General features: G+C 62.0%; 19 protein-coding genes. 13 read left to right on the top strand and 6 right to left on the bottom strand.

Annotation, left to right across the window (positions count from 1 at the left end; translation table 11 throughout):
• Positions 1-11 precede the first annotated feature (11 nt).
• Positions 12-986 carry an alpha/beta hydrolase gene (locus ACUN0E_RS26865; protein ID WP_445568486.1) on the top strand — a complete coding sequence of 325 codons (975 nt, stop codon included), beginning with the start codon at positions 12-14 and terminating at the stop codon, positions 984-986.
• Positions 987-1,056: 70 nt separating this feature from the next.
• Positions 1,057-1,701 carry a hypothetical protein gene (locus tag ACUN0E_RS26870; RefSeq protein ID WP_408227430.1) on the top strand — a complete coding sequence of 215 codons (645 nt, stop codon included), beginning with the start codon at positions 1,057-1,059 and terminating at the stop codon, positions 1,699-1,701.
• Between the two features lie 49 nt (positions 1,702-1,750).
• Here ACUN0E_RS26870 and ACUN0E_RS26875 read toward each other — a convergent pair whose 3' ends face one another.
• A complete protein-coding gene (locus ACUN0E_RS26875) occupies positions 1,751-2,617 on the bottom strand; it encodes a LysR family transcriptional regulator (RefSeq protein WP_445568487.1) in 867 nt (288 codons plus the stop codon).
• A gap of 217 nt (positions 2,618-2,834) precedes the next feature.
• Between ACUN0E_RS26875 and ACUN0E_RS26880 the strand changes: the two genes are divergently transcribed.
• The 3 genes from ACUN0E_RS26880 to ACUN0E_RS26890 all read left to right on the top strand — a co-directional run bounded on the left by ACUN0E_RS26880 (position 2,835) and on the right by ACUN0E_RS26890 (position 5,879).
• Positions 2,835-3,041, top strand: coding sequence for a hypothetical protein (locus ACUN0E_RS26880; RefSeq protein WP_408227424.1), 207 nt, complete (start codon positions 2,835-2,837; stop codon positions 3,039-3,041).
• Between the two features lie 49 nt (positions 3,042-3,090).
• Complete coding sequence (locus ACUN0E_RS26885; protein ID WP_445568488.1) at positions 3,091-5,259, top strand: phosphocholine-specific phospholipase C; 2,169 nt, start codon at positions 3,091-3,093, stop codon at positions 5,257-5,259.
• A gap of 116 nt (positions 5,260-5,375) precedes the next feature.
• Entirely contained in the window at positions 5,376-5,879 is a 504-nt protein-coding gene (locus ACUN0E_RS26890) for a YgjP-like metallopeptidase domain-containing protein (RefSeq protein WP_445570525.1), read from the top strand.
• A 26-nt stretch (positions 5,880-5,905) separates the two neighbouring features.
• Here the strand turns inward: ACUN0E_RS26890 and ACUN0E_RS26895 are convergent, their stop codons facing one another.
• A complete protein-coding gene (locus ACUN0E_RS26895; protein ID WP_408508492.1) occupies positions 5,906-7,336 on the bottom strand; it encodes a spinster family MFS transporter in 1,431 nt (476 codons plus the stop codon).
• A gap of 433 nt (positions 7,337-7,769) precedes the next feature.
• Between ACUN0E_RS26895 and ACUN0E_RS26900 the strand changes: the two genes are divergently transcribed.
• Positions 7,770-8,864 (top strand): porin, encoded by a 1,095-nt coding sequence (locus ACUN0E_RS26900; protein ID WP_445568489.1) that lies wholly within the window; start codon positions 7,770-7,772, stop codon positions 8,862-8,864.
• A 42-nt stretch (positions 8,865-8,906) separates the two neighbouring features.
• Here the strand turns inward: ACUN0E_RS26900 and ACUN0E_RS26905 are convergent, their stop codons facing one another.
• Both ACUN0E_RS26905 and ACUN0E_RS26910 read right to left on the bottom strand, forming a co-directional pair.
• Positions 8,907-9,962, bottom strand: a complete 1,056-nt coding sequence (locus tag ACUN0E_RS26905; protein WP_445568490.1) for a LysR family transcriptional regulator — start codon at positions 9,960-9,962, stop codon at positions 8,907-8,909.
• A gap of 30 nt (positions 9,963-9,992) precedes the next feature.
• Positions 9,993-10,976 (bottom strand): AraC family transcriptional regulator, encoded by a 984-nt coding sequence (locus tag ACUN0E_RS26910; RefSeq protein WP_408227409.1) that lies wholly within the window; start codon positions 10,974-10,976, stop codon positions 9,993-9,995.
• A 212-nt stretch (positions 10,977-11,188) separates the two neighbouring features.
• On the opposite strand from ACUN0E_RS26910, the gene ACUN0E_RS26915 reads away from it, so the two are divergent.
• Together ACUN0E_RS26915 and ACUN0E_RS26920 are read left to right on the top strand one after the other, a co-directional pair.
• Entirely contained in the window at positions 11,189-12,295 is a 1,107-nt protein-coding gene (locus ACUN0E_RS26915; RefSeq protein WP_445568491.1) for an NAD/NADP octopine/nopaline dehydrogenase family protein, read from the top strand.
• A complete protein-coding gene (locus tag ACUN0E_RS26920; protein WP_445568492.1) occupies positions 12,292-13,287 on the top strand; it encodes a 3-hydroxybutyryl-CoA dehydrogenase in 996 nt (331 codons plus the stop codon). Before ACUN0E_RS26915 ends, ACUN0E_RS26920 begins: the two co-directional genes overlap by 4 nt.
• Before the next feature lie 70 nt (positions 13,288-13,357).
• Here the strand turns inward: ACUN0E_RS26920 and ACUN0E_RS26925 are convergent, their stop codons facing one another.
• Positions 13,358-15,673, bottom strand: coding sequence for an FdhF/YdeP family oxidoreductase (locus ACUN0E_RS26925; RefSeq protein WP_445568493.1), 2,316 nt, complete (start codon positions 15,671-15,673; stop codon positions 13,358-13,360).
• 170 nt (positions 15,674-15,843) lie between these two features.
• On the opposite strand from ACUN0E_RS26925, the gene ACUN0E_RS26930 reads away from it, so the two are divergent.
• From ACUN0E_RS26930 to ACUN0E_RS26945, 4 genes are all read left to right on the top strand, one after another.
• Positions 15,844-17,277, top strand: a complete 1,434-nt coding sequence (locus ACUN0E_RS26930) for an aminotransferase-like domain-containing protein (RefSeq protein ID WP_445568494.1) — start codon at positions 15,844-15,846, stop codon at positions 17,275-17,277.
• A 42-nt stretch (positions 17,278-17,319) separates the two neighbouring features.
• Complete coding sequence (locus ACUN0E_RS26935) at positions 17,320-17,628, top strand: winged helix-turn-helix domain-containing protein (protein WP_408391781.1); 309 nt, start codon at positions 17,320-17,322, stop codon at positions 17,626-17,628.
• Between the two features lie 292 nt (positions 17,629-17,920).
• A complete protein-coding gene (locus ACUN0E_RS26940) occupies positions 17,921-19,051 on the top strand; it encodes a BMP family ABC transporter substrate-binding protein (RefSeq protein ID WP_445568495.1) in 1,131 nt (376 codons plus the stop codon).
• 43 nt (positions 19,052-19,094) lie between these two features.
• Positions 19,095-19,643 (top strand): nucleoside deaminase, encoded by a 549-nt coding sequence (locus ACUN0E_RS26945; protein WP_445568496.1) that lies wholly within the window; start codon positions 19,095-19,097, stop codon positions 19,641-19,643.
• A gap of 2 nt (positions 19,644-19,645) precedes the next feature.
• Here ACUN0E_RS26945 and ACUN0E_RS26950 read toward each other — a convergent pair whose 3' ends face one another.
• Complete coding sequence (locus tag ACUN0E_RS26950; RefSeq protein ID WP_445568497.1) at positions 19,646-20,200, bottom strand: lysozyme inhibitor LprI family protein; 555 nt, start codon at positions 20,198-20,200, stop codon at positions 19,646-19,648.
• Positions 20,201-20,532: 332 nt separating this feature from the next.
• On the opposite strand from ACUN0E_RS26950, the gene ACUN0E_RS26955 reads away from it, so the two are divergent.
• A complete protein-coding gene (locus ACUN0E_RS26955; protein WP_445568498.1) occupies positions 20,533-21,333 on the top strand; it encodes an SH3 domain-containing protein in 801 nt (266 codons plus the stop codon).
• The last annotated feature ends 165 nt before the right edge of the window (positions 21,334-21,498 follow it).

The raw sequence follows: 21,498 nt of genomic DNA on the forward strand, positions 1-21,498 counted from the left end.
GAGACGCCGCCATGCCTTTACCGCTCGATTTTGAACTGGCTGGCATTGTGTCGGCCATGCGTGCCGCTAACGCACCTCCGCCGTTTTCCGGCACGCCTGAGCAAGCCCGCGAGCGAATGCGGCGCGCCATCATGGCGGCGCGCGAACGGTCTGCGTTGCCCATCGTCGGCGTGGTCGAAGATGCGCTTGCCGGGTTCGACGGTGCCCACGTGCCGGTGCGTGTCTATCGTCCGCAAGATGCGCAACCTGGGTTGGCGACGGTGGTGTTCTTCCACGGCGGCGGATTCGTGCTCGGCAGCGTCGAGTTGATGGACGACATCGCACGCAAGCTATGTCGGGACATGAACGCGGTTGTGGTATCTGTCGAGTACCGGCTGGCGCCGGAGCACCCGTTTCCTGCCGCCCATGATGACGCGTTGACGGCCACGCTATGGGCCATTCGCAACGTCGCGGCACTGGGGGGCGATGCGTCGCGCGTCGCGGTGGCAGGGGAGAGCGCGGGTGGCAACCTCGCTGCGTCGACTGCTCTGACACTGCGCGATCGGGGAGAGCGTCTCGCGGCACAACTGCTCGTGGTGCCCGGTGTCGATCTGGCTCGTGATACCTCGCGGATCGAAGCAAAACAGAGCGACTTCCCGATGCTGTCGCCGTCGGATCTGCGGGATATTTCGCGGCTTTACATGGGGGCAAACTCGGCACAGGCGGGGATGTTTCCGCCATCGCCGTTGCACGCTGCGGATTTTGCAGGGTTGCCGCCCGCGGTGATCGCCGTTGCCGGGCACGACCCGCTTTGCGAGGAAGGACTCGCCTATGCGGAACGTCTTGGCGCCGCCGGCGTTCCGGTGCAGGTGCACCGATTCGACGATATGTTCCATCCATTCTTTGGGTTCTTCGATGCTTCGGCAGCGGCGTGCCGCGCGAATGACGAGATTTGTCAGGGCTTTGCCGCGTGGCTCGAGCAATACGCGTTGCCTGTCGCCCGGTGAAAGAGACACCTCAAGCTCACGATTAATGTAAATTGGTCGTACTTGAGAGTGCCTTTCAGCGGAGAGACCCATGAAAAACGGAAAACCAAAACGGACGCGTCAGGATGCGGACAATCTTTTCCCCGACCTGCAGCAAAGCGGCACCCATCTTGCGAGCCGGCCTGACAACCCGTTCGGAGAAAAAGTATCTGAGCCAATCGCGCGACGTGATCGTGACGAGGCATCGTTGTGGAAAGATAATCTCGTCACCTTGCCGACAGCGATCGAGTTGCCTCCGGGATATCAGTCGGTGCCGCACGTGCGCGAGGCGATGGAGAAGGCATGGCGTATGAAATGGGTCAGGGAAAGCGGCAATGAGGTTGTCGCAGAATTTCCTGAGGGCTGGGCGGCCATTCGGCCCCCGAGCGGTGCAGTGGAATTGAGGGACGCGACCGGCGTGGTCCGAGCCGTGTACGGCTGGGCAGAGGATGCTGAAGTGAGACTTCTGCCGCGGTATAGGGTCGAATCGCAGGCGAACAGCTCGAGCGGTCTCGGCAGCCTGGTCGTGCGTGATCGCGAGAACGGAAACATTCTTGAGAGGTCGTCGATCTGGTCTGCTCAGACCGGGACAAACCACCCCGATTGGGCGAGGCTTTCGGCATGGCTGGACAAGCAGTATCCTGGCCACCGCGATCCACTGCGGCTGTGGGCGGATTGCGAAGACAACCTCAGTTGAATTCTTCTCATCGAGAGTCCGGCTCCCCAAGAAGCCGTTCCGTACGAAATCAAACGCTGCTATCTCGTGCCATGCACGCAAGAAAAGCGGCAATCGCGGGACTCTGCCCGCGTTCTTTCAGGTAATAGATGTATTCGTCGATCGTCGTGCGTACGCCGCGCAAGCCAAGCACGCACAGATCGGGATGTTTTTCGACCTCGCCGAGCGGAAACAGGCTGCCGCCGATCCCACGCAGGATCGCTTCCCGAATGGCCTCCCGGCTGCCGATCTCCGCGACTCGCGGTGGCGCGACCCCCGCGGCTGCAACGATCTCTTCAGTGCGCTGACGTGTCACCGAACCATCTTCGCGCATCAGCAGTCGCACCTCGCCCAGCATCGACGCGTCGATCTCGGTGAAGCGTGCCAGCGCATGCGTGCGGTGGACGACCAGCACCAGTGGATCCGTTGAAATCACACGCCGCGCCAATCCTTCAGCAGCGTTGAGTTGCGAGGACACCGCAAGATCAATGCGGAATTCGTGTAACGCATTGAGCATTTCTTCCGAATTGCCGATCCGGCAGGTCAACTCAATTGTCGGATAGACCTCCGAAAAGCGGCCGATCGCATCCATGATGTAGTACGGCCCGGTCGCCCCGAGCCGCAGATGACCTTCGAACAAGCCGCCTGCATTACGCAGCGTCGTCCCGGCTTGTGCTTCGAGGTCGATCATTTTCTCGATCACGGGCAATAGCTTGACGCCTGTCTCGGTCACTTCAAGCCTGCGTCCACTGCGATAGAACAACTCCGCACCGTAGGTCTGTTCGAGTTGTCTGATCTGCGCCGCGATGGTCGGCTGACTCAGGCCGAGATGCCTCGCTGCGCGCGTGATGCTGCCCTGTTGCACGGTCGCGTGGAATGCTTTCAGCTGATCGTACAAACTCCGTCTCCTTCATTTTCACAACCCCTCAGCTTAACGGCGCGTTATGTCGAGCATGTGAAACGGTCTCTATCTCAACGACCGCAAAGGTTTGCGCTGCCACCTTTACCCCAGAAAGCTTGGGTGGCTACCCAGGAAACCTCGGGGAACTGGTCAAGTCCGCGACATGTGCGGCAAGTATTAATAGGGGTGTTCTAAACGACTGGACCATTCAACCATGCACAGACTCAGATCGGCTGCGCTCTGCGCGGCTTTGCTCCTCACGGTCGCGCTGGCGGCTTGCGGGGACGGCAGCAGCGGTTCGTCGGCCGCGCCTGCCGCTAACAGCCAGACGCCCGCTTCTGACGCAAATGCACAGGAGCCATCGTCCGGCACGCCCGTCGTGCATTGGGCGCCGGATTCTGGCGCGAGCGCCGCCAACTGACCCGTGAATCGGGCCCTGCATCGCCTCTTCCCACATCACCAGGTTTCTCATGTCCTCTAAAAACAGACGCGACTTCCTGCGCCTTGCCGCGACGTCGGCCGGTGCGCTTGCCACTTATGCAGGCTTTCCCCCGGCGATCCGCAAGGCGCTCGCCATGCCCGCGGCATCGCGCACCGGCACGATCAACGACGTCGAGCACGTCGTGATCTTCATGCAGGAGAACCGTTCGTTCGATCACTATTTCGGTGGCATGCGGGGTGTGCGCGGGTTCAACGATCCGCGTCCGCATCTGCTGCCCAACGGCGCACCTGTGTGGCAACAGCCGCCCGCCACGGTGCAAACGCAACGCTACAACGCGCGCGGCCTCGATCCAGCCGCGCCGTACGTGATGCCTTTTTATCTCGATCCGGCGCGGACGAGCGAATTCCAGCCGGGCACCGATCACGGCTGGAGCAGCGGCCACCTCGCGTGGAATGGCGGGAAATGGGATCAGTGGGTCAACCAGAAGCAGGACGTGCTGACGATGGGTTATCTGAAGCGCCACGATCTTTCGTATCACTACGCGCTCGCCGAAGCGTTCACCGTGTGCGACTCGTACTTCTGCTCAGTGAACGCCGATACCGCGCCCAATCGTATCTATCTGTGGACGGGGACTATCGATGCCCGCAACGCATACGGCACGAAGCCGAACGGTCCAGGCCTCGGCGAGCGGGACGGCACGAATGGCTATACGTGGACGACCTATCCGGAGCGGCTCGAAGCGAACAACATCAGCTGGAAGCTTTACCAGGGCGGCACAGGAATTCCTGGCGATCCAACGGATAACTTCACCGACAACTCCCTGGAATTCTTCGCCCGCTATCAGGTGCAGGGGGGTGCGAGCGGCCCACTCGTCGACAAGGGCGCATCCCAGCACACGCTCGCCGAATTCAAGTCCGATGTGCAGAACGACCGTCTGCCGCAGGTATCCTGGATCGTGTCACCGTACAAGTACAGCGAGCACCCTGCGGCCTGCGCCACCGACGGTGCCTTCTTCATCAACATGATTCTCGAAGCGCTCACGTCCAACCCCGACGTCTGGGCAAAGACGGCGTTCTTCATCAACTACGACGAGAACGATGGGTTGTTCGACCACGTCGTTCCGCCGATGCCACCTACGACGAGCGGCGTCAACGGGCAGGGCATCGTGTCGGGCGATCTGCTCGCGAGCCTCGGTGACGAACTGCTCGATCTCGACAAATACCCAGGCGAAAAGAGTCCGCTCGTACCTGGCGCGGATCCTGGCGGCATTCAGCCGATCGGCCTTGGAACACGCGTGCCGATGATTGTCGTCTCGCCGTGGACTAAAGGCGGATGGGTCTGCTCGGAGGTCTTCGATCACACATCCGTGCTGCAATTTCTCGAAGCGCGTTTTGGCGTCGCGGAGCCGAACATCAGCAAATGGCGCCGTGCGGTGTGCGGCGATCTCACGTCGGCGTTCGACTTTTCCGGGCGTCCCGATACCGAGGCGGTGAGCTTCACTGTGCCGCAGCACATCTCTTCATCTGGGCTGGCGTACCAGGTGCCGGCCCAGCAGACGATGCCCGTGCAGGAACCCGGAACGCGGCGCGCCCGCGCATTGCCGTATGAGATGTACGTCAACAGCCGCGTCGCGGGGCATGACGGCAACGTATGGCTCGACTTCGCCAACACCGGCGAGGTGGGCGCGGCGTTCTACGTCTATGACCGGCTGCGTCCAACCGACACGCCGCGCCGCTACACCGTTTCCGCGAAGGACAAACTGTCGGATTACTGGAGCACCTCGGCATCGCAGGGCGCCTACCATCTCGCGGTGTACGGGCCGAACGGCTATCTTTGCGAGTTCCAGGGCAATACGAAACTCGCGACGGATGGCCGGCATGCAAATCCGGAAGCGCGCATTGGCTACGACGTGCGAAACCGGCACATCTATCTGGAGGTGCGCAACAGCGGCAATGCGACGTGTCATGCGACGGTCGACAACGCGTATGGCCACGGCCACGGGCGGCACTACACGTTGCGACCCGGCGATACGGTTCAGGATCACTGGGAGTTGAGTTCGAGCCACGGATGGTACGATCTGACGATTTCCGCCAGCACGACCGGAGGAGATTCGACGGACCCGGTCATGCGGCGCTTCGCGGGTCACGTCGAGACTGGGCGGCCGAGCAGGAGCGATCCCGGGCCGGGCAGAGAGTGACGCTGCGATAGCGTAGACCGACGCATGGCGTGGCGGCTGAAGATGACCGCCGGCCATGCCACTCACTGTGTGCTGGTCGCGACGCCCCTGACCCTTTGCGACCAGCAAAAATCACCATGCAGCAATTGAAATACCTAATCGGCTATCCAGCGTCTCTGCAGGAAAAAGTCCAGAAGCTGATTGCCGACGAGCAACTCGGCGCTTATCTAAGCGCGAGGTACCCCGGCACGCACACAGTGCAAACAGATAGAGCGCTGTACGAATACTGCGCAGAGTTGAAGCGCGAACACCTTCGCACGGGAGCCGCGATCGACAAAGTCACCTACGACAGCAAGCTCGATGTCGTGCGCCATGCGCTCGGCCTTCACACGAGCATTTCGCGTGTGCAGGGCGGCAAGTTGAAGGCAAAAAAAGAAATCCGCATCGCCTCGCTATTCAAGGACGCCGCGCCGGAATTCCTGAAAATGATCGTTGTACATGAACTCGCCCATCTGAAAGAAAGCGACCATAACAAGGCGTTCTACCGCCTCTGCGAGTTCATGCAACCGGGCTACCATCAGATCGAATTTGATCTGCGCTTGTATCTGACGTACCGCGATCTGAGGAAAAGCCAGACCTGAGCGGTAAGCACGTGTTTCGCTACGTATCAGGTTCGTGTGGTTGCGAGCGGCGCCGTACGGGCGGCATACGCGACCTCTGCTGCAGCTTGATCCACCGCCGCGCCGGTTGAATCCGCGTACGCCTGTTCGCGTGCCAGGCTCAGGCGGAACTGCCTGCAGCCGAACCACAACAGCACGGCGGCCAGCAGTGTGGCGACCAGGTTGACGATGGACATCGAGTTGCCGACGGCTTTGGGCGAGCCGAACACCTTGTCGGTCAATAACGCAACAAGAGTGGTGCCGATTCCGAGCGCGATCAGGTTCGAGACCAGCAGGAACACCGCTGAAATCTGCGCGCGCATCTGATTGGGTGCGAGGGTTTGCATCGCGGCAGTCGAAGTAGGCATCGGGAACGACGCAAAGAACATCGCGATCACCAGTAGCCCGAGAGAAACGGTCAGGCTGCCGACCTGCGTGAAGACGACCGCCGGCACCAGCATCCCGATTGCGCCAATGAAGCCAGCGAGCATCGGGCCGTCTGCGCGGCCTTTCTTCATCAGCCAGTCGTTGAGCCAGCCGCCGCAGAACACGCCGACGGTATTCGCGATCAGCAGGATAGTGCCGAGCGTGTAGCCGGCTTCGACCGGCGTAAGCCCGAAGCGGCGGATGTAGAACGCGGGTGTCCAGCTCATCAGGCAGAAGAGGGTCATCGCGTAGAAGGAAAAGCCGAGGTAATGGCAGAAGAACGTCTTGCCATGTTTGCGGATGAAGCGCAGCGAGTCGCCCATCGACACACGCTTTGCCTTGCCGGCGCCGTCCTGCATGAGCCCCTTACGTTGGGGATCGCGCACGGTCAGGATAAACAGCAGGGCTATAAGAAAGCCAGGCAGCCCGACGATGAAAAAGGTCAACTGCCACGAGCGCACGTCGCCGACGAGCGGCAGTGAGACGGTGGTCATCTGTTTCAGCAGGTTGATCACGTACCCGCCGATCAGGAATGCGATCCCGCCGCCAATGAACGATCCGAGGGAATAGATGCCGACTGCGCGCCCCAGCTTTTCCTTGGGAAAGTAGTCGCTCAACATCGAATACGTTCCCGGCGAGAGCGCGGCTTCGCCCACACCGACGCTCATCCGCGCCAGAAACATGTGAAGGAAGTTCTGGCTGACGCCGCAGACAGTGGTGGCCAGACTCCATAGCGCGATGCCTGTCGCGATGATGCGCGGCCGCGCAAAGCGGTCGGCGAGATAGGCGAGCGGCATGCCCATCACCGCGTAGAAGAGCGAAAACGCGAAGCCCTGCAACAGGCTGAACTGCGTATCGGTCAGATGCAGATCCTTTTTGATCGGCTCGATCATCAGCGCAAGCACCTGCCGGTCGATAAAGGAAAAGACATACGCAAGCATGCAGATCACGACCACATACCATTCGTAGGTATAGCGCTTGCCCGCAGGTTTGCTGCGTGTTGATACGGTCATCTGGGTTCTCCGGGAATCGGTGTTCGACGGCGCATGGCAGCGCGCGTATGCGCACGTCCTGCATGAGAAGAGTCCGCTACGGTGGCGTTCCGGAGATGCAGCGTACGTAAACAAAATTCCGAAACCTATGCGCAATACCTGCACGCACACGGCGGCATTCCCCTGGGAAGCTAAGGCTTTTCCCAGGGTGAGTCGCTAAAAGGCCCGCCACATAAGGCGCCGAGGAGCGCCATGCGGTGTGCGAGGCACATCATTCGTGCGGTCTATAAGTGTTATATGCATGAGTTGATCGACGCTCGAAATTGGTCTTCCTAGACTCGCTTCGTTTTCCGCTCGATCAAACGAAGTCCTTAGGGAAGGCGGGAAACACAAGCGCCGCAGCGTCCAAATCCGCTCGGCCCATAAAAATCAGACTCTCGCCGGGACCACAGGAATGATTAACTGGAAATGGTGCGCGCCGCTGCTATGCGTCGCAGCGACGCCCGCGCTGGCGCAATCAAGCGTGACCTTGTATGGACGTATTGATACATCGATCGAGTACACGAATTTCGGCCCCAACCACGTAGTGCGGATGGGCAGCGGCGATATCTTCGCGACGCAATGGGGCTTGAAGGGCAGCGAAGATCTCGGCGGTGGCTACTGCGCGATCTTCAAGCTTGAAAACGGCTTTAGTTCGGCCAACGGCACGCTCGGCAACAACGGCGCGCTGTTCGGGCGCGAAGCGTGGGTCGGACTGTCCGGGCCATTCGGCGCCATGCAGGCGGGCGTCAACTATACGATCCTGCATACCTCGTTCGTGACGTACAGTCTGCCTGGAGATGGCGCCGGGCTTGCGTGGGGCAACGCGGCGAACAACTTTGTCGGACCCGCATTCCTGCGCGTGAACAACTCCGTGAGGTACACGTCGCCGCGTTTCGGCGGGTTCCTGCTCCGGGCGATCGCCGCGCGCGGTGCAAATGGTGCGCAGAATGTGCCGTCGACGCTCGGAGACACCTATGGGGCGTCGCTCAACTACCTGAACGGCAATCTGTCGATCGACGCCGACTACATGCAGCAGACCTTCAGCCCGGCTAGTGCGGCGACGCTGAACGCGAACAGTCCGACGGCTGCCGGCAATTACGCGCTCGGCGGCGTGTCGTACGACTTCGGCTTCTTCAAACCGGCATTCATCTACATGCGCCATCGCGGTGGACCGGACGTCGCGGCCGGCGTGAATGCCACCAGTTCGAATCCGCACAGCGATCTGTTTGAACTTGACGCAACCGTGCCGGTGGGGCGGTCGCAGGTTCTGCTGAGTTACGGCCATTATCGGAAGGTCGCCGACAGTGGAGGCAATGCGGATTCGTTTGGCGTGCGCTACGACTACCCTCTGTCGAAGCGCACGGTGCTCTACACGGGCGCGGCCATGATCCGCAACGGCGCACATGCGACGTTCACGGTCAACGGCGCGGCGGGCGGCGGGGTAGCCGTGGCCAAGCCGGGCGCTACCGCGAGTTCGGTGGTTGCAGGCATCATGACGGCGTTCTAGGCGAAGCATCCGCTTCCGCTTCAAACGCCGAATGTGACGCGGCTAGTCGCTGTGCAAGCCTTCCGGGTTGAGATTGAGCGGCGCGCCGAGCCAACTGTCGAATGGCTCGGCGGTGCCGATCCTGAAGAGTTCCATCAATAACCCGCGTAGCCAGCGGTGGCCGGGGTCGGCATCGAAACGCCGATGCCAGTACGCGTTGACGGGCCACGTGCCCGCATCGTCGATCTCGAAGACGGCGGACTCGCCGAGCGCGGAGAAGGCACGCGCCACGGTACGCGGCAGAATCAGCGCGTAATCGCAGCGGCTAAGGATCGCCGGCACGACCATGAAGTTCGGCACGGCGATCCGCACGCGCGCCGTCAGGTGATAACGTTCGAGCAATTCGGTCGATTGCGGGTGTGACGTGACCGCGATGAAATGCAGCCCTGAGGGTACATTCGCGCCCAATGTGTAGTGTTCATCCAGTTCGAGTCGCTGTGCCACGCGCCGCGCCATCAGCAGTACGTACCGTTCATGGAGGAGTTCACTGTGGTAAAAGTGGCTTGATGCGTGCGGGAAATGCCCAAGGGCAAAGTCGATGCGGCCGGATTCGAGCGCCACGTTGAACTGGCTGTCCTCAATGTGATGGGTTTCGACCATCACGTCCGGCGCACGGGCGCTGAGTTCGCGCATTAGCGTCGGCAGAAATGCGCTTTCTGCAAAGTCGCTCATATGCAGGCGAAACACGCGTCGCGAGGTGGCTGCGCAGAATTGCGCGCCTTCATCGAGCATGTCCTGGAGGATGCGCAGGACGCGGTCGATCGAGCCCGCCAGGCGCTGCGCGCGCGGCGTTGCTTCGACACCGCCGGGTGTGCGCACGAACAGGGCGTCACGAAACACAAGCCGCAGGCGGCTCAACGCATGGCTGACGGACGGCTGCGTCACACCCAGGCGTAACGCCGCGCGCCTGACGTTCTTCTCGACGTGTACCGCGTGAAACGCTTTCAGCAGGTTGAGGTCGAGATCCTGCACGCGCGGCGCGTCGCCGGCATCCATGAAGGCTCGTAGGTCGTGCGCAGGCGGCGTGACGTCAGAGGGGGCAGGGGGATTGGTTGGCATGAGGTCGTTAGGCGTTTTGCGAACACCGGGTCAGTTGCACATCCGGCGCTTCGCGGTTGCCGATGGCAGACAGCCGAAGCGTCGCGCATAAGCCTTCGCGAAATGCCCAAAGCTGTTCACGCCATGTTCAATAAGGATGTCGGTCACCGATCGTTCCGGCCCGGCCTGGAGTGCGCGATGGACTGCCTCGAGCCGTCGTTCGCGGACATAGCCACCCGGCGACGTATTGAGAAACTGGCTGAAGCCGTTTTGCAGCGTGCGCGCCGATACGCCGGCTGCACGCGCCAGCGTGTCCATGCGGAGCGATTCGTCGAGGTGCGCGTGGATATAGTCGCGCGCGCGGCGCACGTGGGCCGGCAGCGGCGCGGAGGATTCTTTCGCAAGCGCCGCGCTGTATGAGTGAGGAAGCTGGCTGAGCAGTACCGTCATCAGCCACTGCGTGAGATCCCGGCCAAAAATCCGTTCATGTGCCGGCGTGTCGAACTGGTCGCAGAGATCGCACAGGTAACGCAGCGTCGAAAAAAAGACCGTCGTGCCGGTATGTGCGCCGTCCACCGCGAGGTCGAATACCAGCGGCTGTCTGACGCTGTCGTTGAGCATCTCGGCGAGCTTGACTTCAAGTGCCTGCCGGTCGATACGCAGCAGCAGGTTGCGGCATTCGCGATCCGTGACGATGCGGCTCACACGCGCAGGCGACGACACGCTCAGGCCACCCGCGCGCAACGAGACGCGTTCGCTGCCGGATTCCAGCGCGCATTGACCGCTTAGCGTGGTGCGAAACAGATAGTGATCCCCAATATCGCCCGCGTCGATGTGCGTTTCGCTGCCGTAGTGGAGTTCCAGAAGCGTCGCCTGATAGAGGGCGACACGGTACAACTCCGCGTTGAGCGGTCCGCGATCCGCGACTTCCATTCTGTGTGGGCACAGCACCTGCGACACCTCCCGTTCGATGTCCTCACGCGCGTGCGAAGCGATAAGCCGGTTACGGGTCTTGCGTGAAATCGCGATGTCCATTCGTGGCCTCGAGCCGTGCAGTAGGTAGCGCGCTCATGATGCGATGACCATATTGTTCGCGCAAGAACGGGGCGACCCGGATGGCGAATTGTTCATCGCGCGTCCTGGTGCGCAGCATCGAGTTGCCGGATTTGAATGCGGATTGCGCGGCGTGAAGCGTTTTTGTGCGGGTGGGCACGTACTCTGGCAGCCATCGAACAAGGAGAACTGTGATGAATGTCAGCGTACTGGGCGGCGGCCACGGCTGCTATGCGGCCGTGATCGACCTGTTGGAAAAGGGCCACCGGGTGACGTGGTGGCGACGCGACACGAGCGCCGCGGCGCGACTGCGCGAAATTGGCGCGTTGAATGTGAAGGATTTTCGGGGCGAACGGCGTGTGCCGCTTGGCGAGGCGCAGGGCGCAGTGCGCCTCGTCGACGACCTCGCTGAGGCGGTACAGGGCGCACGGTTAGTCGTTATCCCGTTGCCGTCCACAACGCACGAAGCGCTGGCGGCGCAACTCGCGCCATGCCTCGCGGACGATCAGGTCGTCTTCCTGCCGCCGGGCACGTTCGGCAGCTATGTGTTCGCGAAGGCGATGCACGAGGCCGGCAACACCAGCAAGGTGGCACTCGCCGAAACAGGCACGTTGCCGTATCTGGCTCGCAAGCACGGTGAAGACAACGTCGTGGTGAGCGCCTATGCAACCCGATTGCCGACCGGCGTGTTCCCCGCGCGGTTTTCCGGCTGGGCGTTCCCCGTGCTCCAGGATGGCTATCCGTCGGTCGAACCCATCGAGGATGCGCTGAGTGGCGCGTTGATGAACGCAGGGCCGGTGATTCACCCGCCGCTGATCATGATGAATGCGGGGCCGCTCGAACATTTCGACGCCTGGGACATTCACAACGAAGGCACCCAGCCTTCGATCCGCCGCGTGACGAGTGCGCTCGATGCCGAACGTATCGCGGTTCGCGAAGCGCTCGGCTACGGCGCGCCGCACTTTCCGCTCGCAGACCACTACGCCAGCGAGGGCGATGAGTGGATGTACGGTCGAGGCGCGCATGGCAAGCTGACCGACAGTGGCGACTGGCGCGAGGACATCGATCTGAAGACGCACCGCTACATGCTGGAGGACACGCGGCTCGGCCTGTCGTTTCTCGTCTCGGCTGGACGGTGGGCCGGCGTGCCGACACCCGTGGCCGAAGGCTTGCTGAATGTGGCGAGTGCGGTGTCGGAGCGCGATCTGTATGGCGAAGGCCGTACGCTGGAGCAATTGGGCATCGCTTCGCTTTCGCGAGAAGCGATGACGGCCCTGCTTGAACGAGGCTTTGCGCAATGAGTGCGGCCGCTGCTATCCAGCATGTCCATATCCTTGGCGCGGGACGCATGGGCCAAGGCATCGCGCTTGCGTTCGCGTACGCGGGGTTGCACGTCACCCTGATCGATTTCAAGGATCGCGACGCAGTGGCCCGTATTGCATTCGCCGCGGCAGCGCGAGGCGACATCGCGCGGCAGTTGCAAACGCAGGTGAGCGTCGGCCGTATCACGGATCCGCAGGCGGCCGAGGCGATGGCTCGCATCGGCATCGTGGATCGCGAGCGAGCGCGCGCCGGGCTTGCTGCGGGCGAGATCGTCTTCGAAGCCGTGCCGGAAGTCATGGAGGCCAAGCAGACCGCATTCGCATGGTTGTGTGAACACGTGGGCGCTGAGGTGCTGATTGCGTCGACCACGTCCACTTTTCTCGTGACCGAACTGCAGCAGATCGTCGCTCATCCGCGGCGGGTGCTCAACGCGCACTGGCTCAACCCCGCCCATCTGATGCCGCTCGTCGAGGTGAGCCGCAGCGACGTGACGAGTGAGGCGGCCGTGCAGCGCGTTGTGGCGTTGCTGCGCAGGGTTGGCAAGGTACCGGTGGTGTGTGCGCCGTCTGCCGGTTACATCGTGCCGCGTATTCAGGCGCTCGCGATGAACGAAGCCGCGCGCATGGTCGAGGAGGGTGTCGCCAGCGCGGAAGATATCGACATCGCTATCCGTACGGGCTTCGGCCTGCGTTTCTCGGTTCTGGGTCTGCTGGAATTCATCGACTGGGGCGGTTGCGACATCTTGAACTATGCGTCGCACTATCTCGCACGCGCAATCGATCCGCGCTTTCTGCCGGCGAAAATCGTCAGCGACAACATGCGCGAAGGCCGTGACGGACTGCGCAATGGGCGCGGTTTCTACGATTATGCGGACGTTGATGTGCCCGCATATCGGGAAAAGCGGTTTGCTGAATTCGGACACGCGCTGGATAGAATGGGGCTTTTGCCAGCATTCAACGCTGCCATTTGAGGCTGAGGGGGCCAACGTGAATCAGGTGCGGAGCTTCGGGCGGCACCCGCCAACTGTGACGCAAGACCCCTCACGCAGCAGCCGCCTCCATCGCCGACGCCGTCAGCAACACCGGAATCGACTTCGAAGTCGGCGTCCCCGCGCCATCGGCGACCGACGAGAGCGGCACCAGCGGATTCGTCTCCGGATAGTAAGCGCCGAGACATCCACGTGGAATGTCGTACTCCACTAGCAGGAACCCAGCCGCGTGACGCTCGATCCCATCGGCCCACACGCTCGTGATATCCACGCGCTGGCCCGCAACGAAGCCGAGCATCGCGAGATCGTCCTTATTGGCGAACAGCACGCGCCGCTGTCCATACACGCCGCGATAACGGTCGTCGAGGCCGTAGATCGTCGTGTTGTACTGGTCGTGTGAGCGCGTCGTCATCAAGGTCATCAACCGCTCGCCATGCTCTGCGCGTGCCTGATGAATCGGCGTGTCGACATCAATCGCATGCACCAGGAATTGCGCTTTGCCGCTCGGCGTTTTCCAGATGCGATCGCGCGAGGCGACGCCGAGGTGGAAACCGCCCGGGTGCTTCAGGCGCTCGTTGTAATCGTGGAAGCCATCGATCACTTTCGCGATGCCGTCGCGAATCAACGCGTAGTCGGCCGTCTGTGCGAGCCAGTCGACCTTGTCGCTGCCGAGCGTGGCGCGTGCCATCCGCGCGACGATCGCAATCTCGGACAAAAGATTTTCCGAGGCCGGCTTGTTCATGCCGTACGAGATGTGCACCATGCTCATCGAATCTTCGACGCTCACGCCTTGCGCCACACCATTCTGCAGATCGATCTCAGTACGGCCGAGTGTCGGCAGAATCAGCGCGTCGCGGCCATGCACGAGATGGCTGCGGTTCAGCTTGGTCGTGATGTGCACGGTCAGGTCGCACGAGCGCATCGCTTCCCACGTGCGCGGTGTGTCCGGCGTCGCGATCGAGAAGTTGCCGCCAAGCCCGATGAACACCTTCACCTTGCCGTCGAGCATCGCCTGGATCGTGTTGACGACGTCGAGGCCATGCTCGCGCGGCGGCTCGAAATCATAGACTTCGCCGAGCCGGTTGAGAAACTCCTGAGTCGGTCTTTCTTCGATGCCGACCGTGCGATCGCCCTGCACATTCGAGTGCCCGCGTACCGGGCACAAGCCCGCGCCAAGGCGGCCGATATTGCCGCGCATCATCATCAGGTTCGACAGGATCTGCACCGTCGGCACCGAATTCTTATGCTGCGTGAGGCCCATGCCCCACGTCGAAATCACCGCGCGGCCCTTCACGTAGATGTCGGCGAGCTTCAGCACGTCTTCGAACGGCACACCCGATTCGGCGACGATCATGTCCCAGTTTTCGGCACGCAAATCGTCGGCGAACGCATCGAAACCGACCGTGTGTTCGGCGATGAACGCGACGTCGAGCACGCGTTCCAAACCTGAGTCCAACGCTTCGTCGTCGAGTTCGATCACGCGTTTGGCGACGCCCTTGATCAAGGCGAAATCGCCGCCGACTTTCGGCCGGATGAACACGGAGCTGATCTTCGTGCTGCCCATCGTGATCATTTCCACCGGATGCTGCGGGCTTGCAAAGCGCTCGAGCCCTCGTTCCTTCAGCGGATTGATCGACACAATGGTCGCGCCGCGCTTCGCGCACTCGCGTAGTTCGCCGAGCATGCGCGGATGGTTGGTCGCCGGATTCTGGCCGAAGATCAGGAGCGTATCGGCGTGTTCGAAGTCGTCGAGCGTGACCGTGCCCTTGCCGATACCGACCGTGTGCGGCAAGCCGCGGCTGGTCGCCTCGTGGCACATATTCGAGCAGTCGGGGAAGTTGTTGGTGCCGTACATGCGCACGAACAACTGATACAGGAACGCGGCTTCGTTGCTGGCGCGGCCCGAGGTATAGAAGGCGGCCCTGTCGGGATTGTCGAGTCGTTTCAGGTGAGCGGCGATCAGGTCGAAGGCTTCGTCCCAGCCAATCGGCACGTAACGGTCGCGCATGGCGTCGTAGACGAGCGGGTCGGTCAGGCGGCCGTGTTGTTCCAACTCGAAATCCGACTGGGCCATCAGTTCTTCGACGGTGTGTTGTTCGAAGAACGCCGGCGTGACGCGCTTGCTGGTCGCCTCGGCGGCCACGGCCTTGACGCCGTTTTCGCAGAACTCGAAGGTGGACGCATGTTCGCGATCCGGCCACGCGCAACCCGGGCAGTCGAAGCCGTCCGGCTGATTCTGTTTGAGCAGCATGCGGTAGTCGCCGCCCGTCACCTTTTCCTTCAGCAGGTTGATGGCGACGTATTTGAGCGCGCCCCAACCGGCAGCGGGGTGCGTGTACGGTTCGATGCGGGCTTCGGGTTTCTTCATGATCTTGCTGCCGGATGTGGCTTGGACGAGGCTTTTATGCCGATGCAGAGAAGCCTACTGTGTTCCAAAAGCAGCGCAGCATACAGAAAATCGGAAAACGGAGGAGTACAGTTGTTTGATATTTGTCATAGACTGACGATCCCGCCCACGCTTTCGTTTGATCCAGGTCCTTGAAACTGTACGAAAAACTCGCCGATGAAATGACCGAAGCCGTGCGCCGCGGCGTTTTCGCGGCGGGCGAGCGGATTCCGTCGGTGCGGCAGGCGAGCCAGCAGCATGGCGTCAGTATCAAGACCGTGTTGCACGCATATGCGTTGCTGGAAAGCCGGGGGATTGTCGAGACCCGTCCGCAGTCGGGGTATTTCGTGCGCGACGCGGCGGCGACGACAGCAGCGCTCGACGAGCCGCGTTTGAGCCGCCAGCCGGCGGCGCAAACTCCGCCGGTGGCCGCCGCGGTCGACGTGAGCCGCCTCGTGCTGTCGACCCTGCGCAGCATCCGCGCGCACGACGCCGTGCCGCTTGGCTCGCCTTATCCCGATCCGTCGCTGTTCCCGTGGCGGCGCATCAATCAGTACGCGAACGCGATTGCCCGGCGCCATGCGAGCTGGAACCTGATCGACGACTTGCCGCCCGGCAATCCCGAGCTGATCCGCCAGATTGCGCGGCGCTATGCCGAGAACGGCGTGCCTGTGGATCCCGACGAAATCATCATCACGCTCGGCGCGACCGAGGCGATCAACCTCAGCTTGCAGGCGGTCGCCAAACCGGGCGACACAGTCGCCGTCGAGTCGCCGACCTACTACGCGATGCTGCACGCCATCGAGCGTCTCGGCATGCGCGCCATCGAAGTGGCGACGCATCCGGTCCATGGCATCGATATCGAGGCGTTGGCCCAGGTCATCGCCAGACAGAAGATCGCCGCGTGCATGGTGATGCCGAACTTCCAGAATCCGCTCGGTTTCCAGATGCCGGACGCGCGCAAGCAGCAACTGGTCGAACTGCTCGCCGCGCACGAGATTCCTGCCATCGAGAACGATGTCTATCAGGAGCTGTACTTCGGCGAGGCGCGGCCGTCCACTTTGAAGAACTACGACACCAGGGGGCTGGTGCTGCATTGCGCGTCGTTCTCGAAGAGCCTGACCGCCTCGTACCGGATCGGCTGGGCGATGCCGGGGCGCTACCGCGCGCAGGTCGAGAAGCTGAAGTTTCTCAACACGCTGACCACGCCCTCGGTGCCGCAAGTCGCCGTCGCCGATTACCTCCGGCAGGATGGCTACGACCGGCATCTGCGCCACGTGCGCAAGCTCTACCGCCAGCAGGCGAGCATCATGACGGCGATTGTGCAGCGGTTTTTCCCGGCGGGCACGCGCATGTCGACGCCGCAAGGCGGTTACGTGCTGTGGGTGGAGTTGCCTGAACGTGTCGATTCGATGCGGCTCTATGAGGCGGCGCTCGCGCGCAGCATCACGATCGGGCCGGGCATGATGTTTTCGATGCGCGACGACTTTCGCCACTTCATCCGGCTCAATTACAGCTATCCGTGGACGGCGCAGACCGAGGCGGCATTGAAGACGCTGGGCGAACTGGTGGCGCACATGGCTTGATGGCGCCTGGCAGGGCATGGGGAAAACGAGGAGACATTCACAATGGAAGACGACGAACTCGATCCGGTACTGGTCGCCATCCTGACGCAGTTGTGGCGCGCCTGTCAGGAAACGCCTGGCGGCGCGTGGTCGCTCGCCAAACTTTCCAGGCAGGCGGATGTGCCGATGAGCGGCTTGCGGCGACAGTTGACGGCACTCGTCGACGGCGGTCTGGTGGACACCACGTTCAACGAGGAAGGCACGGGCACGGCGCGCTTGAGCGAGACCGGCCAGGCTTTGTGCGCGGACTTGTTCGGCGAGGGCGACGCGCCTGACGAAGAGCCGGCAGACCCGCCGCCCCAGGTTCATTGAGTTGCAAATGCGCGTAGCAGATGAATTCGGCGCGAGGAAGACGGCTGCGCCTTCAGCATCCGGATGTGGTGCGCGCTTGCCGTCCCATGTTGCCGACGTACTCCTTCGAAGATATCGATCACGTTTCCTGGGCACCAAAATACCGGATTCGTTATGGGCGGGATAACGAATACTAATTTTTCCACTGAAATTGACCTTCGAATATGGCCCTCTATGCTGGAGCCGTGCCCGGGCGTGTCCCGAGCGAGCGCTGTGGCAGGCACTTCACCTGGAAACCATCTTCGGAGAATTCATGAAAACAAAGCTGGCGCGAGCGCTGCATCACTCATTGCGCATCAAAACCGTCCGGACCGCTCTCGCCGCATTACTCGGCGCGACTCTGGCGTTCAGCGCCGCGACCGCAGCCGCAGCGACCGCACAGCCGCTCGGTATCGCCTTCGTCTACCTCGGTAATCCGGGCGATGCCGGTTGGACCTACGCGCACGAGCAGGGTGTGAAAGAGGTCGAGGCGAAATTCGGTGACAAGATCAAGGTGACACGCGTCGAGAACGTGCCGGAGTCGGCGGATTCGGAACGCGTGTTTCGCGATCTGGCATCCAAGGGCAACAAGATCGTGGTTGGTTCGAGCTTCGGTTTCCAGGATTTCGAGCTGAAAGTCGCCAAGGACTTCCCGGACGCCGTGTTCGAACATGCGACCGGCTACAAGAAGGCCGCCAACTTCGCCACCTATGACGTGCGCACGTACCAGAGCGCCTACCTGGCCGGTCTGGTCGCCGGTTATACGACGAAGTCCAACACGCTCGGCTTTGTCGGCTCGGTGCCGGTGCCGGAGGTGGTGCGCAACATCAACGCGTTCACGATGGGCGCGCGTTCGGTCAACCCGAATGCGCGGGTGAAGGTCGTGTGGATCAACAGCTGGTTCGACCCGGGCCGCGAAAAGCAGGCCGCCGAGACGCTGATCGGCCAGGGCGCTGACGTGCTGATCCAGAACACCGATTCGACTGCGACCATGCAGACGGCCGAACAGAAAAAAGTGCATGCATTCGGCTGGGATTCCGACATGAAGAAGTTCGGGCCGAATGCACAGTTGGGCGCATGCGTGAGCAACTGGGGCGTGTATTACACGCATCTGGTGCAGCAGGTGATGTCGGGTACCTGGAACAATTCGCCGGTATGGTGGGGGCTGAAAGAGAAGGCGATCGATCTGGCCAACATCAACACGGACGCGGTGTCGCCGGTGGCGCAAAAGGCGTTGAACCAGAAGCGTGACGACATCATCTCGGGCAAGTTCAACCCGTTTGCCGGTCCGATCGCGGATCAGTCCGGCGTGGTGAAGGTTGCTGCCGGCAAGTCGTTGAGCGATGCGGAACTACTGCGTTTGAACTGGTTCGTGCAGGGCGTGGACGGTTCGCTGCCGAAGTAACGAATTGATTGGTTTGCCTAACTATTATTCAAGGAGATTGCACGTGAGTCTTACCGTCCCGACCGGTGCCGATGCTGCTGGAGTGGCGCCGACCTATCCGCCGCAGGGTTTAACGCCGACGCACGAGCAGATTGTGCGGCATCTACGGCATTCGAGCCGGGTGGCCGAGCGGGCGACATTGCTGGGGCACCACCCGTTCGGCGCCGTGCTGGTCGGCCCGGATCAGGAGACCGTGTTGATGGAGCAGGGCAACGTCGACACGGTGAATCATGCCGAGTCGGTGCTGGCTCGCGTGGCGGCGTTGAATTTCACGCCGGAGTATTTGTGGAGTTGTACGTTGTACACGTCAGTCGAGCCCTGCTGCATGTGTGCCGGCACGATGTATTGGGCCAACATCGGCCGCGTCGTGTTTGGCATGACTGAGAAGCGCTTGCTGGAGGCGACCGGCGATCATGCCGAGAATCCGACCATGAGCGTGGACTGCCGCTATGTGTTCGACCATTGCCAGAAACCCGTTGAGGTGATCGGTCCGGTGGTCGAGGTGGAGGGCGAGGTGATGGCGGTTCAGCGGAGGTTCTGGAGCGGCAGGTAGCGCTATTGCCCCTCCACTGGCGCGAGCATGGCGAGGCCACAGAACCAGTCGCCGCCGTGCGGCTTATATTTCCACTGACTGTTGTTCTGCCTGATCACAGTGGAGCACTGGTCATTCACAACGATCCCGGGATTCGCGGCGGTGCATTGAAGCATCGCCGTTTCGATTTGTTGTAGCGCGGGCATCACGGCCTTACGTTGAGTGTCCGGTTTGGCCGGCGCATCTGGCGTTTCCATCTGCATGCTTTCGATCAGCCGTTGCAGTTCTTCGATCCGCGTCGTATACCACGTCCCCAGGCATGCCTCATCGCGGCAATTCGCTTCCCGCCACGCCCACTTGCTGTCGCTATCGGTGAGGAAGGCGCGACGGTTAATGACGCGCCGCCGTGCTTTCCAGTACAGTTGTCCCAGTGTGTCATCGAGCTTCGAGAGCGCGGGGTCGTTGCAGATCATCCGTTCGGTGAGCGAGCGTCCCCGATGGCAGTCGAAGCTGGTAGCGTGAGCGGGCAGATGCGTGAGCATCAGTGCGGCGACAAGGATGGGGCGAAAAATTTTCATGGTGGTCCCGCCAGTGCAAGGGTTTTTCATGCAATGGATGATCGGCTGAGTTGCCGGAACGCAGACGCCCGAAAACAGCGTGAGTTCGGCTGGGTGATTACCAAATCTTGCTTTGTGCGAGGCGGCACTGGAATGGGTAGGGCAAGCCCGTAGGCATTTGCCGGGCGGTTTCAGGCATGTGCATTGCAGGTGCGGATGAGTAGGTACCCTGGCCGCGACACCGCTTGAGGCGACGGGCCTGGCCCGATGCATTCCCACGTGCGTGCAGGTGGGCACACATGCGGGCCATAGCGGCAGGCACGCAAACGCGGGACGTAAAAACGGGAGAAAAAATGAAACAGCACCTCGTTCGATGTATGTACGTGGCGGTCGGCTTGCTGTCACTGCCAGCAGTGGCTTCTGCGCAATCGCAGGCTTACACGAACAGCACCGTCAATGTGCGTGCCGGGCCTGCTTCGGATTACCCGGTCGTGACGCAGTTGCCAGGTGGCGTGCCGGTTAGCGTGATGGGTTGCATCAGCAATTACGAATGGTGTGACGTCGCTGCTCCGAATCTGCGCGGTTGGGTCTATGCGGGGCGGCTCAGCTATCCCTATCAGGGCAGCAATGTGCCGGTGATGAGCTACGGCACGGTGATCGGGCTGCCGATCGTGACGTTCTCGATCGGCGCCTACTGGGGCAATTATTATCGGGGCCGGCCGTGGTACGGCCAGCAATCGCGCTGGGCGCATCATCCGCCCCCGCGACCGCCGAGACCCGGTGCCGGACGGCCACCAGGGGGCCGTCCGCCGGGGAATGTGGGTGGGCGTCCGCCACCGGGTAACGCAGGTGGACGACCGCCAGGAGGTCAACCGGGTAACGCGGGAGGACGCCCGCCAGGAGGTCAACCAGGGAACGCGGGAGGACGCCCACCAGGAGGTCAGCCAGGGAACGCGGGAGGACGCCCACCAGGAGGTCAGTCAGGGAACGCGGGTGGCCGTCCGCCAGGTGGCCAGCCGCCGGGTAATGCAGGAGGCCGCCCGCCGGGTGGCAATGGTGGTGGCCGCCCGCAAGGTGGCGGTGGCAGACCCCCGGGTGGCGGAAAAGACGGCGGTGGAGGCGGAGGTAACCGGCCACCGGATCAGCGTGGCTAATCCGCATAACGGCACCGGTGGCGAGGGGGCAGGGGCAGGATAAGGCACCTCGACTCGCCAGAGCCTGCGCCTGATTCGGGTTTCGCAGCGCCGCGAGGCGCGTGCGGAACCCGCCTGACGCGCCCGCTCTAGCTTCGTCGCCGTCCTCACGTTGGGGACACGCCG

The sequence above is a fragment of the Paraburkholderia sp. D1E genome (assembly GCF_052682275.1).

Bases quoted from the DNA above. Each gene is read 5' to 3' on its own strand.
- ACUN0E_RS26955 (WP_445568498.1), top strand. From the start codon at position 20,533: ATGAAACAGCACCTCGTTCGATGTATGTACGTGGCGGTCGGCTTGCTG.
- ACUN0E_RS26950 (WP_445568497.1), bottom strand. From the start codon at position 20,200: ATGAAAATTTTTCGCCCCATCCTTGTCGCCGCACTGATGCTCACGCAT.
- ACUN0E_RS26935 (WP_408391781.1), top strand. From the start codon at position 17,320: ATGGAAGACGACGAACTCGATCCGGTACTGGTCGCCATCCTGACGCAG.
- ACUN0E_RS26880 (WP_408227424.1), top strand. From the start codon at position 2,835: ATGCACAGACTCAGATCGGCTGCGCTCTGCGCGGCTTTGCTCCTCACG.
- ACUN0E_RS26910 (WP_408227409.1), bottom strand. From the start codon at position 10,976: ATGGACATCGCGATTTCACGCAAGACCCGTAACCGGCTTATCGCTTCG.
- ACUN0E_RS26870 (WP_408227430.1), top strand. From the start codon at position 1,057: ATGAAAAACGGAAAACCAAAACGGACGCGTCAGGATGCGGACAATCTT.
- ACUN0E_RS26900 (WP_445568489.1), top strand. From the start codon at position 7,770: ATGATTAACTGGAAATGGTGCGCGCCGCTGCTATGCGTCGCAGCGACG.
- ACUN0E_RS26865 (WP_445568486.1), top strand. From the start codon at position 12: ATGCCTTTACCGCTCGATTTTGAACTGGCTGGCATTGTGTCGGCCATG.
- ACUN0E_RS26905 (WP_445568490.1), bottom strand. From the start codon at position 9,962: ATGCCAACCAATCCCCCTGCCCCCTCTGACGTCACGCCGCCTGCGCAC.
- ACUN0E_RS26885 (WP_445568488.1), top strand. From the start codon at position 3,091: ATGTCCTCTAAAAACAGACGCGACTTCCTGCGCCTTGCCGCGACGTCG.
- ACUN0E_RS26890 (WP_445570525.1), top strand. From the start codon at position 5,376: ATGCAGCAATTGAAATACCTAATCGGCTATCCAGCGTCTCTGCAGGAA.
- ACUN0E_RS26920 (WP_445568492.1), top strand. From the start codon at position 12,292: ATGAGTGCGGCCGCTGCTATCCAGCATGTCCATATCCTTGGCGCGGGA.
- ACUN0E_RS26940 (WP_445568495.1), top strand. From the start codon at position 17,921: ATGAAAACAAAGCTGGCGCGAGCGCTGCATCACTCATTGCGCATCAAA.
- ACUN0E_RS26925 (WP_445568493.1), bottom strand. From the start codon at position 15,673: ATGAAGAAACCCGAAGCCCGCATCGAACCGTACACGCACCCCGCTGCC.
- ACUN0E_RS26915 (WP_445568491.1), top strand. From the start codon at position 11,189: ATGAATGTCAGCGTACTGGGCGGCGGCCACGGCTGCTATGCGGCCGTG.
- ACUN0E_RS26895 (WP_408508492.1), bottom strand. From the start codon at position 7,336: ATGACCGTATCAACACGCAGCAAACCTGCGGGCAAGCGCTATACCTAC.